The organism is Acidipila rosea (genome assembly GCF_004339725.1).
In the GTDB taxonomy this organism is placed as follows: domain Bacteria; phylum Acidobacteriota; class Terriglobia; order Terriglobales; family Acidobacteriaceae; genus Acidipila; species Acidipila rosea.
On the sequence record NZ_SMGK01000002.1, the window covers coordinates 244018 to 258746 of the forward strand.

The 14729-nt window shown below is 59.3% G+C and carries 12 protein-coding genes; 8 read left to right on the top strand and 4 right to left on the bottom strand.

Annotated features, from left to right (window positions below; all coding sequences use genetic code 11):
* The first annotated feature begins 18 nt into the window (after positions 1-18).
* The 5 genes from C7378_RS06110 to C7378_RS06130 all read left to right on the top strand — a co-directional run bounded on the left by C7378_RS06110 (position 19) and on the right by C7378_RS06130 (position 6385).
* Positions 19-1188, top strand: coding sequence for a Gfo/Idh/MocA family protein (locus tag C7378_RS06110; protein WP_131993443.1), 1170 nt, complete (start codon positions 19-21; stop codon positions 1186-1188).
* A 34-nt stretch (positions 1189-1222) separates the two neighbouring features.
* The gene (locus tag C7378_RS06115) at positions 1223-2182 is read left to right on the top strand and encodes a sugar phosphate isomerase/epimerase family protein (protein ID WP_131993446.1); all 960 of its coding nucleotides are present in this window, start codon (positions 1223-1225) and stop codon (positions 2180-2182) included.
* A gap of 27 nt (positions 2183-2209) precedes the next feature.
* The gene (locus C7378_RS06120; protein WP_131993449.1) at positions 2210-3598 is read left to right on the top strand and encodes a multicopper oxidase family protein; all 1389 of its coding nucleotides are present in this window, start codon (positions 2210-2212) and stop codon (positions 3596-3598) included.
* 43 nt (positions 3599-3641) lie between these two features.
* Positions 3642-4730: a c-type cytochrome gene (locus C7378_RS06125; RefSeq protein WP_131993452.1), complete on the top strand. Its 1089-nt coding sequence runs from the start codon at positions 3642-3644 to the stop codon at positions 4728-4730.
* Positions 4731-4792: 62 nt separating this feature from the next.
* The gene (locus C7378_RS06130) at positions 4793-6385 is read left to right on the top strand and encodes an acido-empty-quinoprotein group A (protein ID WP_131993455.1); all 1593 of its coding nucleotides are present in this window, start codon (positions 4793-4795) and stop codon (positions 6383-6385) included.
* Positions 6386-6475: 90 nt separating this feature from the next.
* Here the strand turns inward: C7378_RS06130 and C7378_RS06135 are convergent, their stop codons facing one another.
* Both C7378_RS06135 and hemW read right to left on the bottom strand, forming a co-directional pair.
* A complete protein-coding gene (locus tag C7378_RS06135; RefSeq protein WP_131993458.1) occupies positions 6476-7564 on the bottom strand; it encodes a threonine aldolase family protein in 1089 nt (362 codons plus the stop codon).
* A gap of 13 nt (positions 7565-7577) precedes the next feature.
* Complete coding sequence (gene hemW / locus C7378_RS06140; protein WP_131993461.1) at positions 7578-8768, bottom strand: radical SAM family heme chaperone HemW; 1191 nt, start codon at positions 8766-8768, stop codon at positions 7578-7580.
* Positions 8769-8858: 90 nt separating this feature from the next.
* On the opposite strand from hemW, the gene C7378_RS06145 reads away from it, so the two are divergent.
* From C7378_RS06145 to C7378_RS06155, 3 genes are read left to right on the top strand one after another with little or no spacing between them, the layout of a single operon-like run.
* Positions 8859-10781, top strand: a complete 1923-nt coding sequence (locus C7378_RS06145; protein ID WP_131993464.1) for an ABC transporter ATP-binding protein — start codon at positions 8859-8861, stop codon at positions 10779-10781.
* A gap of 5 nt (positions 10782-10786) precedes the next feature.
* On the top strand, positions 10787-11962 hold the full coding sequence (gene lpxB / locus C7378_RS06150; protein WP_131993467.1) for a lipid-A-disaccharide synthase: 1176 nt from the start codon (positions 10787-10789) through the stop codon (positions 11960-11962).
* A complete protein-coding gene (locus C7378_RS06155) occupies positions 11959-13929 on the top strand; it encodes a M1 family aminopeptidase (protein ID WP_131993470.1) in 1971 nt (656 codons plus the stop codon). Before lpxB ends, C7378_RS06155 begins: the two co-directional genes overlap by 4 nt.
* A 3-nt stretch (positions 13930-13932) precedes the next feature.
* Here the strand turns inward: C7378_RS06155 and C7378_RS06160 are convergent, their stop codons facing one another.
* Together C7378_RS06160 and C7378_RS06165 are read right to left on the bottom strand one after the other, a co-directional pair.
* Positions 13933-14481: a 3-hydroxyacyl-CoA dehydrogenase NAD-binding domain-containing protein gene (locus C7378_RS06160; protein WP_131993473.1), complete on the bottom strand. Its 549-nt coding sequence runs from the start codon at positions 14479-14481 to the stop codon at positions 13933-13935.
* A 3-nt stretch (positions 14482-14484) separates the two neighbouring features.
* Positions 14485-14667, bottom strand: a complete 183-nt coding sequence (locus C7378_RS06165; RefSeq protein WP_131993476.1) for a hypothetical protein — start codon at positions 14665-14667, stop codon at positions 14485-14487.
* Between the last annotated feature and the right edge of the window lie 62 nt (positions 14668-14729).

Below are 14729 nucleotides of genomic sequence, written 5' to 3' on the forward strand. Positions count from 1 at the left end.
GTTGCGGGCCAGCTATCGATGAGAACACTGGGAATGGGGCTTATAGGCCCGGGATTTGTAGGCGCGCACCACATTGATGCGGTGCGGCGACTGGGTGACGTCGAAGTGGTTGCGATTGCCGGTTCATCGCAGAAATCGGCAGACCAAAAAGCGCACGAATATAAGGTTGATCGTGCTTATGGCAGCTATCAGGCGTTGATTGACGACCCGGATGTGCATGTCATCCATAACACCACTCCGAATCATCTCCACTTTCCGGTTGTCATGGCGGCACTCGCCGCCGGCAAGCATGTCATCTCAGATAAACCGTTGGCGATCAATGCCGAGGATGGGCGCCGGATGGTGGAAGCTGCGAAGGCTGCAAAGGTCGCGAATGTTGTGACCTTCAACTATCGCGGCAATCCTCTCGTCCAGCAGGCACGGCTGATGATTGCAGGGGGAGACACCGGCGATCTCACCTTTGTTCACGGACACTATCTGCAGGACTGGATGACCGATCCGAATGTCTATTCGTGGAGGTCTGACCCTTCAAAGGGCGGCGTCAGTTCCGCGCTAGGGGACATTGGTTCCCACTGGTGCGACCTCGCCGAACATGTCTCCGGGCTGAAGATCGATTCTGTCCTGGCCGACCTGACAACGGTCATTCCTGTGCGCTACTCTTCCGGCGCTTCAGCCGAAGCTTTCTCACGGGGCAACTCGGCTGAACGCATCGCCGTCAACGTAACAGCAGAAGATCTGGGCAGTGTACTTCTTCGCTTTCAGGGCGGAGCCAAGGGGAGCTTCTCTGTCGGCCAGGTGCTGCCCGGTCACAAGAATGATCTGGTGTTGGAACTGAACGGCAGAAGCTCATCCCTCAAGTGGCGACAGGAAGAGCAAAACGAGTTATGGATCGGGCATCAGGACAAGCCGAACTGCGTCATGGCGAAAGATCCCTCACTCGTCACCAGTGGCGCCGCCGGTTATGTTCACCTGCCGGGCGGCCATCAGGAGGGCTGGGCGGACGCATTTTTCAACCTCATCCGCGATGCCTACGGGTGGATCCGCAACGGAGCATCCCCCGAAACAAAGCCTGCGCTTCTGCCAACCTTCGCAGATGGCTATCGCTCTGCCTGCCTGGTTGAGGCAATGCTCAAGAGTCACGCAGCCGGCGGCGTCTGGCAAAAGGTCAGCGGCGGTCTGTCAGCATAGATTCATTCGGTACAAGGGGAACAGGAAACTACAGATGAAGCTTGGAGTATTCACACCGCTGCTCTCGCAGATGCCACTGGAAGAGGTGCTTGCGAAACTAAAGACACTTCAGATCGAAACCGTAGAGTTAGGAACAGGAAACTACCCCGGCGACGCCCACTGCAAGCTTTCGATGCTCGAGGATTCTGACGCTCTCAAAGCGTTTCAGCAGAAGCTGGCGGACCAGGGGACGACGATCAGTGCGCTGAGCTGTCATGGAAATGCCCTGCATCCGGACCCCGAACAGGCCAAGCGAGCGCAGGAAGTAAGCCGCAAGACCATCCTGCTCGCGGAGAAGTTAGGAATTCCGGTGGTGGTTGATTTTTCAGGCTGTCCAGGAGATTCCCCACAGGCAAAGGCTCCCAACTGGGTCACCTGCCCGTGGCCACCGGAGTATCTCAGCGTGCTCGACTGGCAGTGGAACGAAGTCGTTACGCCCTACTGGGTCAGGCATGCACAGTTCGCCGCCGATCATGGCGTCAAAATCGCAATCGAAATGCACCCGGGATTCGTCGCCTACAGCCCGGAGACGATGCTGCGACTGCGATCCATTGCGGGACCGTCGGTTGGTTGCAACTACGACCCCAGCCATATGTTCTGGCAGGGCATCGATCCGATTGCGGCTATCCGGATTCTTGGGGATGCGATCTTCCACGTCCACGCCAAGGACACGCAGATGTATCCGGCAAACCTTTCCCGCACTGGCGTGCTCGATACCAAGCCATATACTGACGAACCAAACCGCGGCTGGATCTTCCGCACCTGCGGCTATGGCCACGGCGCAGAGTGGTGGAAGGAGTTTGTTTCCACGCTGAGAATGTACGGCTATGACAGCGTGCTTTCCATCGAACATGAGGACAGCCTGCTCTCACCCGAGGAGGGTTTGAGGAAGGCTGCGCAGTTTCTGCACGAAGTAGTGATTCGCGAAACTCCTGCGGCGGCATGGTGGGTATAAGTTGGCCGCTTCCAGGAGAGAGGGACAATGAACCGTAGAAATTTTCTTTCCGCCGCTGGCCTCGTGCTGGCAGAGAGATCGCTCCATGCTGCACTTCCCCGGGCTCCGCAGGCGTCTGGCAAGGCTAATCACAGTATCCGCATCGAGCCCTGCACGATCGACATCGGCTCCGGGGTAAAGATTGAAACTCTTGCTTACAACGGTCAGGTGCCAGGTCCCCTGCTTCGTTTGCGCGAGGGCGTTCCCGTGACCATTGACGTCACGAATGCGAGTTCTCACCCGGATATCGTGCACTGGCATGGCCTTGCCATTGACTCCCTCAACGATGGCGCGATGGAGGAGGGCTCTCCAATGATTCCTGTTGGAAAGACCCAGCGTTACAGCTTCACGCCGAAACCCTCAGGAACGCGCTGGTACCACACCCACACGACCGCCTATGACAACCTTGCGATAGGCACCTACACCGGCCAGTTCGGATTTCTGCTGATCGAAGGGAAGGACCAGCCGGCGCCTTACGATCAGGAAGTCAATCTGGCAGTCCATCACTGGGAGCCCTCGTTTGTTCCCATGGTCGAAACGATGCGGGCGGAGTCATCGAACAAGCCCCTGACAACCGGCTCCGACGTGGGTTACAAGTACGCCACGATCAATGCTCACATGCTGGGCTCAGGCGAGCCCATCCGCGTCAAGAAGGGACAACGCGTCCTGATGCGGCTGCTCAATGCCAGCGCCACTGAGAATGTGGTGCTCGCGCTGCCGGGCCACAGCTTTAAGATCATCGCCATGGACGGCAACCCGGTTCCCAATCCGAAATCGGTGGAGGTTCTTTCCCTTGCCGTCGCCGAACGCGTCGATGCGATTGTAGAAATGAACTCGCCCGGCGTCTGGGTGCTCGGCTCCACGCTGGAAAAAGCGCGTCAGATGGGTCTGGGCATTGTCATCGAGTATGCGGGAAGTACAGGCGCGCCCGTGTGGAAAGATCCTCAGCCCGTCGCGTGGGACTATAGCCAGTTTGCCAACGCAGCCGCATCGCCACAACCGGATAAGAGCTTTGTCCTGACCTTTCGTGACTTTGGGCCGAAGCAGGGATCGAAGTTCGATACCTGGACGATCAACAATCAATCCTGGCCTGAGATCGAGCCGCTTATGGTCGAGCAGGGCAAGCGTTATCGGCTGATCTTTAGAAACGGCAGCGGAGATCAGCATCCCATGCACCTGCACCGGCACACATTTGAGGTTGCCGCTATCGGTAACAAGCAGATGAGCGGACTGAAAAAAGATGTAATCAATGTCATGCCGCTGGATACGGTGTCAGTGGACTTTATCGCCGACAATCCAGGCGATACGCTGATGCACTGTCACCAGCAACTTCACATGGATTACGGCTTCATGCAATTGATCAAGTATTCGGAATGACTGGGTTGCTACTGCCTATCACTTGAAAGCGGTTATATCAACGATGAAGAGATTTCAATATGTGGCGCTCCTCACAGCAGCGTTCGGAGTGTTCTCGCTTCAGCTCCAGGAGAAACCTGTTTACGCAGCTTCCGCCCTGCAGACTGAACATGCACCTGGCAGCCAGCCGACCGATAAGCTCGGCGCCGAGGCTTACGCAAACCATTGCGCTATCTGCCATGGAGATCAGCGCCAGGGAAATCTGCCTGCATTTCCTCCGCTGATCGGCATCAAGCGGCAGATGACCGACGAGCAGATCACCACCCTGGTCCACACCGGACGGGGTCGCATGCCTGGCTTCCCCACTCTGCCTGATCCGGAGCTGACGGCAATCCTGCACTTCCTGGGCACTACCCCCGGAGTTGCATCTGCCGCGCAGGCGGCCGGCGGCAGCGCCGCAAAATCGCAGACGTCAGGCCTGGCTCAGGCCGGCGGCGCTCTCTTCCGGCAGAACTGCGCCTTCTGCCACGGTCGCGACGCGATGGGCGGCGAGACGGGGCCCGACTTGACCCGCTCCAAACTGGTCCACGCCGACGTCAATGGTGACAAAATCTCTGAAGTAGTACGTGAGGGAAGGCCGCAGAAAGGCATGCCAGCCTTCAACTTATCAAGCTCCGAGCTGCAGAGCATCGTAGCCTTCATTCACGGGCAGGTGGCAAGCGCCAATAGCATGCAGGGGAAGCGTCGCGGCGTCGATGTTGCCGACCTGCAGACCGGGAACGTAGAAGCCGGCAAGGCATATTTCAATGGGCCCGGTGGATGCGCCAAATGCCACTCAGCCACCGGCGATCTCGCCGGCATCGCCAGCCGCTATCAGGGGCTGCAGTTGGAAGAACGGATGCTCGATCCCCGGGATGTGAAAAGCGGAGTCATCGTCACACTGCCCTCTGGAAAGCAGCTCAAGGGAATAGTGGCGTACCACGATGAGTTCACGCTGGGCATGCGCGACGGAGACGGCGTCTATCACTCATGGCCGGTTAACAGGATAAAGTACACGATCGATTCGCCTGTGGATGCGCACGTCAAACAGTTCAGTCAATACACCGACGCAGACATTCACAATCTAATGGCCTATCTGCAGACATTGCGCTGAGGCGCCGTTTTGTTGTGCAGCCAGCGTACTGAGAAGTCAGGTAAATAGAGGTTTTTGCAGATATGAAGCTTTTGAAAGAAGCACTGGTTCTTGCCGCAGGCGCACTCCTGACATTGGGTGCGTCGCCCCACTCGCTGAGAGCGCAAAATCTCGATTCCGCGGATCTGATAAAGCCGCCCGCCGACAGCTGGCCGCTTTATCACGGCGACTACTCGGGCAAGCGCCACAGTCCCCTCACGCAGATCACCCCACGGAACGTGAGCAACCTGTCCCTGGCGTGGGCGTTCCAGACCGATCAGACAGCGTCCATCAAGGCCTCACCGCTGCTGGTGGATGGCGTCCTTTACTTCACCGTGCCCGACAATATCTGGGCTGTCGATGCACGTTCCGGACACATGCTCTGGCACTTCCATCACCCAACGACGCAGGGCGACCATATCGGTCAGCGCGGCGTTGCAATGTATAAGGGCTGGCTCTACTTCACCTCGCCGGATGGGCATCTGATCTCGCTGAATGCCAAGGACGGCTCGGTGCGGTGGAACAAGATCATTGCGGATGTGAACAAGGGCTACTGGACGACAATGGCGCCGCTCGTGGTCGCCAACCATGTCATCATCGGAGTATCCGGCGACTTTGATAACCTGACTGGCTATCTGCGGGCGCTCGATCCCGACACAGGGGAAACGCAATGGCAGTGGAACAGCACCCCGCCTGCAGGCACACCCAACACGACCACCGGCGGCATGACATGGATGACCGGAACCTATGACCCCAAGCTCAACCTTGTCTACTGGGGTACCGGAAATCCGACGCCAGTTCTGAATGGCTCTACGCGGCCCGGCGACAACCTTTACACCTGCAGCATTGTTGCCATCAACCCGGACAACGGCAAGCTCGCCTGGGGCTTCTCTGTTTCCCCGCACGATACCCACGACTGGGACGCGGTGGAGACGCCCATGCTGGTGGACGGCACCTTCCACGGCCAACCCCGGAAGATGCTGATGCAGGCCTCCCGGAACGGCTACTTCTTCGTTCTTGATCGCACGAATGGCAAGAGCCTGCTGACGGTTCCCTATGGGCCTACAAACTGGACCAAAGGCATCGATAAAGACGGCCACCCTATCCCCAATCCGGACAAGGAGCCCGCGCCCGATGGCCGCCTGATCGCGCCCGATGAAGGCGGTCTCACGAACTATCGCGCACCCAGCTTCGATCCAAAGAACGGCCTTTTTATCGTCGATGCCCACCCCAGCTACAGCATCTACTTCGCCAAGCCTGCCGACGGAAACTACGGCTGGGCCGGTGCGGACTATGGCCTGTGGGGCAAAGGAGTCATTGAAGCGATCGACTACCAGACCGGCAAAATCCGCTGGAGCCACGAGGTAGGACGCGGAGGCTCAGGCGCAGGCGTCCTCACCACAGAGTCTGGGGTCACCTTCACCGGCGACGCTTACGGCAACTTCCTCGCGCTGGATACCAGCGATGGCAAAACCCTGTGGCATGCAGGCACAGGCGCATCCATCCAGAGCTCGCCCATCAGCTATGAACTCGACGGACGGCAATACGTCCTCACCGGAAGCGGTGGAGTCCTGTTCGCCTGGGCGCTTCCTCCAGCGAGCACACATAGCCCGCAGAAAGTTGCCAGAACCCCTTAGCCGGTCGCCACACTCGACCCTCAATCACAATCCACAGGAAAAGCCCGCATGCTGCCGCCAGCATGCGGGCTTTTTCCGTTTCCGGCGCATTTACTTCTGGGAGATTTCTTCGACCGCAATCCGGGCAGCCACTTCGCAGGCGGCGCGGTCCACGTCGCGATGCGTCACAAAGCGGACGGCATGTGGTCCCACGCTTCCGGCCAGGATGCCACGATGCTTCAGCCTTGTCACCAGCGCCGCAGCATCGCCACCCTTGGCCAGTTTGAAGATCACGATGTTCGTCTGCACAGCTTCGAGATCGATCTCCACGCCGGGAGCGAAAGCGATAGCTTCCGCCAGCAGGCGCGCATTGGCATGATCTTCGCCCAGCCTTGCGGGCATCTCTTCAAGGGCAATGAGACCCGCCGCCGCCAGGATTCCTGCCTGCCGCATTCCGCCGCCCAGAGCCTTCCGCACAGACCGCGCGCGGGCGATCAGTTCCCTGCTTCCGACCAGCATCGAGCCTACTGGTGCGCAAAGACCCTTTGAGAGACAAAAATTTACCGTATCAAAACCGCGCGTCAGTTCGGCAACATCCACGCCAAGCGCAGTGGCGGCGTTGAAGACTCGTGCCCCATCCAGGTGTACCGGCAGCCCCGCTGCCTTCGCTCCAGCCCAGATCTCCTGCATCACCGCAAGCGGCGTAACCGTACCCCCGGCCATGTTGTGTGTGTTTTCCAGCGAAATCAGCCCAGTCTGCGCGCGGTAATAGATCTTGCCCGCAATCGCAGGCTCAATGTGCGCCCAGGTCAGGATGCCGCGCTCAGCCGGAACAGGCCTGATCTGGCAGCCTGAGAATGCAGCAACCATCGCCATCTCCCAGTCGAGAATATGGCTGCGGCTCTCCGCGACTACCTCCTGCCCATGCTGCGTATGCAGACGAATCGCAATCTGATTGCCCATGCTGCCGGTCGGGACAAAGATCGCGGCCTCGCGCCCGAAGATCTCCGCGGCACGCGCTTCCAGCCGGTTGATGGTGGGGTCTTCTCCATAGACATCGTCGCCCACCTCGGCTGACGCCATGGCCGCACGCATCGCTGCAGTCGGCTTCGTGACCGTGTCGCTGCGTAGATCGATGATTCCTGTTGCAGCCTGAGTGGGAGCTTTTACTTCGCTGAGGGGCGCGGTATCGGTTGTCATCCTGTAACTATTATCAACCAGCCACGGACTCCTGCTCTTCCAGCAGAAATCGGGCAAAAACATCGTTGGACAGCAGCCGCCCGCGCGCGGTGAGGCATATCCGCTGGCCTGTGCGCGCCAGCAGGCCTTCCTCTTCCAACTCGCGAAAGGGTAGCGCATAGCGCGCAAGGGCACATTCGCCAAACTCCCTCGCGAGTTCCGCGAGGTCCACGCCGGCATTCATCCTCAAACCCAGAAACAATGCTTCTTCCAGCTCCGCATCGGGGGGGAGAAGATCGGCTTCGGGCCAGCGTCGCCCGGCGAGATACTGCTGCAGGTCGTCATCGAAGCTGAAGCGGGCAGCAGCTCCAGTCGTAGTTCGCAGCATCGAGTGAGCATCGACGCCAAGCCCCAGGTAGGGCTTGCGCTGCCAATATTTGAGGTTGTGGACAGACTCGTTCCCCGCTCGCGCGAAGTTGGAAATCTCATACTGCGCCAGCCCGAGCGAAGCCAGCGTCTCCACTGCCTCGATATAGAAATCCGCAGCCTCATCCTCAGACGGCAACTTGCCGGCGGAGTAGCGCTGCCCCAGCGAAAGCACTTCCCGTCCAAGCCGCGACTCGTCATCGATCTCCAGCATGTAAACACTGGCGTGATCGACTCCGCACTCACTGAGCACCCTCAGCGACTCTGTCCACGAAGCAGCCGTCTGGTGCGGGAGCCCTGCGATCAGGTCAACATTCACCCGCAGCCCGGCGCGTTGCATCCGGTCGATATCCTCAAGCGCGAGTGCGCGAGTATGGAGCCTCCCGCTGGCCTTTGCTTCAAGATCAATGAAGGACTGCACTCCAAAACTGATCCGGTTCACACCGCAGGCAAGCATCGCATCCTGCGTTACGGGTTCCACCTGTCCGGGAGCGCACTCAAGCGTGATCTCCGCCCCTGCCACTACCCGGAAATCCTCCTGAATCGAGGTGAAGAGCGCCCGAATCATTGCGGGCTCCAGCAGGCTTGGCGTTCCTCCGCCAAAGTAGATGGAGTCCACCGCCTCGGGCAGAACCAGGCCCTGCTGCTCCGCCCGCCCGCGTGCCTCGGCAAGATCCTGCCGCAGATGCTCGACATAGCCACCCATCAGGCTCAAGGGAAAGACCCCCGAGGCAAAGTTGCAATAGGTGCACTTCGACCGGCAGAATGGCACCGAAAAATAAAGACCCAGGCTGTTCATCGCCACATCAATTCCCTTGAAACTCTATTGTTCCACGGCCTGAGGGCGGGAGTCGTCTCCCGGCTCGCGACCTCGTACAATGGACTAGGCATGGCAGACGACAAAACCCAACAACACGAAGAGGAAGTCGTCGGCAAAGCATACGACGGACGACTGATGCGCCGTCTGATCCGCTACCTTTACCCCTATAAACTGGCGTCCTTCACCTCGCTGGTTGCGATCCTGATCAAGGCCGCGTCCGACGTGCTTGGGCCCTACCTCACCAAGGTCGCCGTTGACCGCTACATGACGGCGCGGCCGCCGGTGAAGCAATCCTGGCTCTCCCGTCATCTCAGTCCTGACCCGGTGCACGGCATCACCCAGTTGGCTACCCTCTACCTCGGCACCCTGGTTCTCAGCTATGGTCTTGAGTTTGTCCAGACTTACCTGATGCAGTGGACCGGCCAGAAGGTCATGTTCGACCTGCGCAGCCAGATCTTTCGTCATCTGCAGCGCATGCACGTCGGCTTTTTTGACCGTAACCCTGTCGGACGCCTGGTCACACGCCTGACCAGCGACGTCGATGCGCTGAACGAGATGTTCACCTCCGGCGTCTTCGCCATCTTTGAAGACGTCTTCGTGCTCGCCGGCATCGTCCTCGTCATGCTGCGGATGAACTGGTGGCTCGCGTTGCTTTCCTTCGCTGTGCTGCCCCTTATCCTGCTCGTGACGCGAATCTTCCGCAAGCATGTGCGCGACTCCTACCGCCGCATCCGCACGGCGATTGCACGAATCAACGCCTATACCCAGGAACACGTCAGCGGCATGAGTGTCGTGCAGCTCTTCAACCGCGAAGCCCGCTCCTATAGTCAGTTCAAGGCCGTCAACCAGCAGCACATGGATGCGTTCAAGGACGCGATTCTCGCCTACGCACTCTATTATCCGGCTGTTGAACTGCTCAGTTCGATTGCCATCGCGCTGGTCATCTGGCGCGGCGGTGAAGGCGCAATGCGCAACGCCGTCTCCCTTGGCGTGCTGGTTGCCTTCATCCAATACTCGCAGCGCTTCTTCCGCCCGATTCAGGACCTCAGCGACAAGTACAACATTCTGCAGGCAGCCATGGCCGCCAGCGAACGCGTCTTCAAGCTTCTCGACTCCGAACCCGAGATCGTCTCTCCCGCCATCACCCGCCAGGGCGACGGCGTAGGACGGATCGAGTTCCGCGATGTGTGGTTCACCTATGAGCGGCTGAGCAAAGAACGCGCGGAGCAGATCAGCCGCGCCTCCGCCGAAGAGCTTGCAGCCATGACGGATATCGAGTGGATTCTGCGCGGAGTCTCCTTCGTCGTCGAACCCGACCAGACGGCGGCCATCGTGGGTCACACTGGCGCCGGCAAAACCACCATCATCAGCCTGATGATGCGCTTCTATGACGTCCAGCACGGGAGTGTGTTGATTGATGACGTCGATGTCCGCGAGCAGGACCTGAAAAAGCTGCGCCAGCATTTCGGGGTCGTCTTGCAGGATCCCTTCCTCTTCAGCGGAACCATCGGTGAGAACATCCGCCTCGGCACTGCCTGGATCGAGGAGGCCGACATGGAGCGAGCTGCCGAGCAGGTTAACGTGCACGACTTCATCCAGAGTCTGCCGCAGGGCTTCTCTGAGCCGCTCCGAGAGCGCGGCAACAGCCTCTCCACAGGCCAGAAGCAGCTCATCAACTTTGCCCGGGCCCTGGCGCACAACCCGCGCATTCTCATCCTTGATGAAGCGACCTCGAGCGTGGATACCGACACCGAAATGAGAGTGAGGCTTGCGCTGGAACGCATGGTCGCGGGGCGCACCTCGGTCGTCATCGCCCACCGGCTATCCACCGTACAGCGTGCGGATGTCATCCTCGTGATGCACAAAGGCCAGCTGCGCGAGTTCGGGACGCACCAGCAACTGCTCGCCCAGCACGGCATCTATTGGAAGCTTTATCAGCTCCAGTACAAGGACCAGGAGCTTCCCGAGGCAGTCGCATTCGGGACGGACTGAACTCCATGACGAAAGCCGGGACGCGGACCAAAATCTTCCTCTCCGCTGGTGAAGCAAGCGGGGAACACTACGGAGCATTGCTGATTCCTGCCCTGCGCCGCATCCTCCCGGACGCCGTGTTTTTCGGTCTCGGTGGCGAGCGCATGGAGCGGCTTGGCTTCCGCCGGATCGTCCGGGCTGAGGATGTCGCAGTCATGGGCATCACCGAAGTCATCCGCCACATGCCCAGCATCTATGGCGAATACAAGCGCCTGAAAAAGAGCATCGCCGAGGAGCAGCCGGATGCCGCAATCCTTATCGACTTCCCTGATGTAAACCTCAGCCTCGCCCGCGAACTGCACCGCCATGGCATCCCGGTCGTCTACTTCGTCAGCCCTCAGCTGTGGGCGTGGAAGAAGTACCGCATCCGTCATGTCCAGCGCTATGTCGACCGGATGCTGGTCATCTTTCCCTTCGAAGAGGATTTCTACCTTGCGCACGGAGTTGCAGCAACCTTCGTGGGGCATCCCCTGGCTGAGCTTCCCACACCGGGCCAACAGCGCGCAGAGTTTGCCGGGCAATATGGGCTCGATGCCTCGAAGCAGTGGATTGCGCTCCTGCCAGGCAGCCGCCCAAAGGAGATTCGGCTCAACCTACCGGAGATGATCGAGGCGGCGCGCCTGCTCCAGGAGGATTGCGAATGGCTGCTGCCGCTCGCGCCCACCCTTACGCCGGAGCAGATTGAGCAGGTGCGGGCAATGCTTCCGGCCTCCGGCCAACCGCGCATCACCCTGGTCCATGATGCACGGGCGGCTCTCCATCACGCGCGTGCCAGCATCGTTGCCAGCGGCACCGCTACCGTGGAGGCAGCCCTCATCGGCAACCCCTTCCTCGTGGTCTACCGGGTTTCTGCCGTGACCTATGCCGTGGCAAAGAGAGTGGTCGATGTACCCCACGTGGCCATGGTCAACCTGGTTGCAGGCCGCGAGATTGTCCCAGAGCTGATCCAGGCTGACTTTTCTGCGGCGAAGATCATCTCAACTTTACGGCCGCTGCTCCACGATGAGGCTGCGAGAAGCAGGATGCAGGCGGATCTGAACGCAGTGGCCACTAAGCTGCATGGCAAGAGTGATGCAATCGAAAAGGTGGCCAGCATCACCAGCCAATTGATTTACGATTCCAGATTGAGCCCTGTTTCATGATGAGACCTGCTGCCTTAGCTCCGCTCTTCACGATTGCGCTGCTGCTTCTCGGCTTCCCCTCGCGCAGCCTCGCAGCGACGAAGCCGGTCATCGACGTAACGGGCTACTCGATCCAAGCCGAACTCTCCCCTGCCGATCACAAGCTCAGCGCAACGGCCAAGGTTACCTTTACGGCGCTCGACAATCTTGATGCCGTCATCTTTCAGCTCCACGGTGCGCTCAAAGTAGAGAAGGTCACAGACCAGTCGGGAGCGGTGCTCACCGGCGAGCGCGGTGCTTCTTCCACTGTGCGCATCACTCCAGCCAGCACACTCGCAAAGGGTCAGTCTTACACGTGGAACTTCACCTATGACGGCACCCTTACCGGTGAAGGCGGCCCGGTGGAAGGGCTCAAGCTTGCGTCCATCGGCGACCCCATCTCCTATCTGCTCTATGCCGGAGCCTGGTTTCCCATGACCGGCTACATGACGGACCGCTTCACCGCGGAGATTGATGTCAAGGTGCCAACAGGCTATCGAGTCATCGGCAGCGGAAGCACCGGCCCCGCCCTGCAGACAGGCAGTGAGCAGGAGTACGACTTCAAGTGGAACAAACCGGGTTTTCCCGGCACCATCATTGCCGGCAAGTTCAACGATCCCGTTGCCGTCGCAGGCTCGACGAATATCCGCGTCTATATTACCGACGCTCACAAAACGGCTGCCCCGGACTATGTCCAGACCGCAAATCGCGTCTTCGCCTACTTCACCAGCACCTTCGGTATTCCTGAGTCGACGCGTCTCAACGTCGTGGAACTGCCTGAAGGGACAGTGCCGGCTTACTGGGCCCCTGAGATAGCAGCTGTCGCCGGCTCCCGCATCGGCAACAAGACCGACTTTCGCCTGCTATCCAACACCGTTGCGCATCAATGGTGGGGGAGTGAGATCAGCCCGGCAACCCTGAACGATACCTGGATCACAAACGGTATGTCGCGCTACGGCGAGCTCATGTACCTTGAGGATCAGCAGGGCAAGGGAGCGCTCGCCAACGCCGTGCAGGACATCTCCGCCGGCGCCCTCGCCTACGACACAATCCCCCTGACCAGCGCCGGCACGCTCAGCCCCTTCTCTCCGGACTTCCAGTCCATGACGCTCGAAAAGGGAGCGATGGTCTTCCATATGCTCCGCTGGGAAGTCGGCGATGACAGCTTCCTCAAAATACTGCGCGCTGCCCTTTCGCAATACACCGATAAGCCCATCAAGACCTCAGATTTTGAAAAGATAGCCGAAGCGCAATCCCAGCAGCAGCTCACACCATTCTTCGCGCAGTGGCTCGACGGCACCGGAGCGCCCGAGTTTCACAATAAGTACACCGTCTTCCGGCTGGGCAATAACAAAGGCTTCCGCACCATCGGCGAAATTCAGCAGGACCTGGATCTCTTCAATATGCCGGTCGAACTGCAGTTTGAGACCGAAGGAAAGACTGAAAGCAAGCGCATCGATGTCGTCGGCACAGACTCGCAATACGTTGTCGATACTTTTGGCAGGCCTCGCCACATCACGATTGATCCGGATCACTGGATTCTGCAGAACTCGCCCGACATGCAGGTCCGCGTGGCCATCCTGAAAGGGCAGCAGCTTGTCGCCCAGGGTGATAATCCGGGAGCTCTCGCGCAGTATCAGAAAGCACTTGCCGCAAACCCCGCGAGCTCACTGGCAAACTATCGCATCGGTGAGGTGCTCTTTATGCAGCGCAACTACCAGGCTGCCGCCAACGCCTATCGCGATGCGATCAACGGAGATAATCAGCCCAGATGGACCGAGGTCTGGAGCCATATACAGATCGGAAAAATCTTCGATGTCACGGGCCAGCGCAGCCGCGCCGTCAACGAATACCGACAGGCGATCCAGACCAACGACAACACAGCCGGTGCGCTCAATGAAGCGCGGCTTTACCTGCAGAAGCCTTACCAGCGACCTGACAGCGAATAGTCCTTAGATTTTGCTCAGTTCCAGCGGATCAACCGCCGTCATCGGGACAAGCCCGACCGCCTGACACAGTTCCTTCACTGCAGTCACCACATCCGGCGCAGTACGCGGGGTTGTCGTGATCTCAATCTGCTGCCCATTCTCAAGCGAGACCGGTAGCTTCAACCCCACACAACGTTCTGGCCGATACGTGCATGAGGCAAGATCGGCGATGCTGAGCGCGCGCGTGGGAGTGCAAAAGATTGCCTTTGGAGGCGCCATGCGATCGAGCAGGCTGAAAATTTCCAGCTTGGACTCCAGCTCATCCGGCACCGTATCCAGAATGATATCCGCATCGCGTACCGCGCCCTCGATGGTGGACGCATAAGTCAGAGACGCGGAGGCTGCGTCTGTACTGGCAACGTATTCGACAGCACGCCGCAGGTTCGACGGCATCAGGTCTTCCAGCACAGTCGCGTAACCGGCGCGCGCGCACAGCAGCGCGAGTTCGCGGCCGAGCGGCCCGGCGCCGATTATTGCAACGACCTTAGAGGAGATCACCTTCGAGTCAATCACTCTTTACTTCTGTTCCAGCACAGCAAGCACCTTATCGACGCTCGGCTCTGCCTGGCGCAGATAGTCGCTGACACGCTTGCGCTCCTCTGGTGTCAGGCTTGACGATAATGCCATCACGCGGCGCAGGGTCACCGACACATCATCAACGTAGTTCATCATTCGAATGGCTTCACCGGACAGTGGCATGGATCCTCACTTGTAAAGTAATAACAATCCTATTGTCGTCGCTCAAGGGGCTCTCCGTAAAG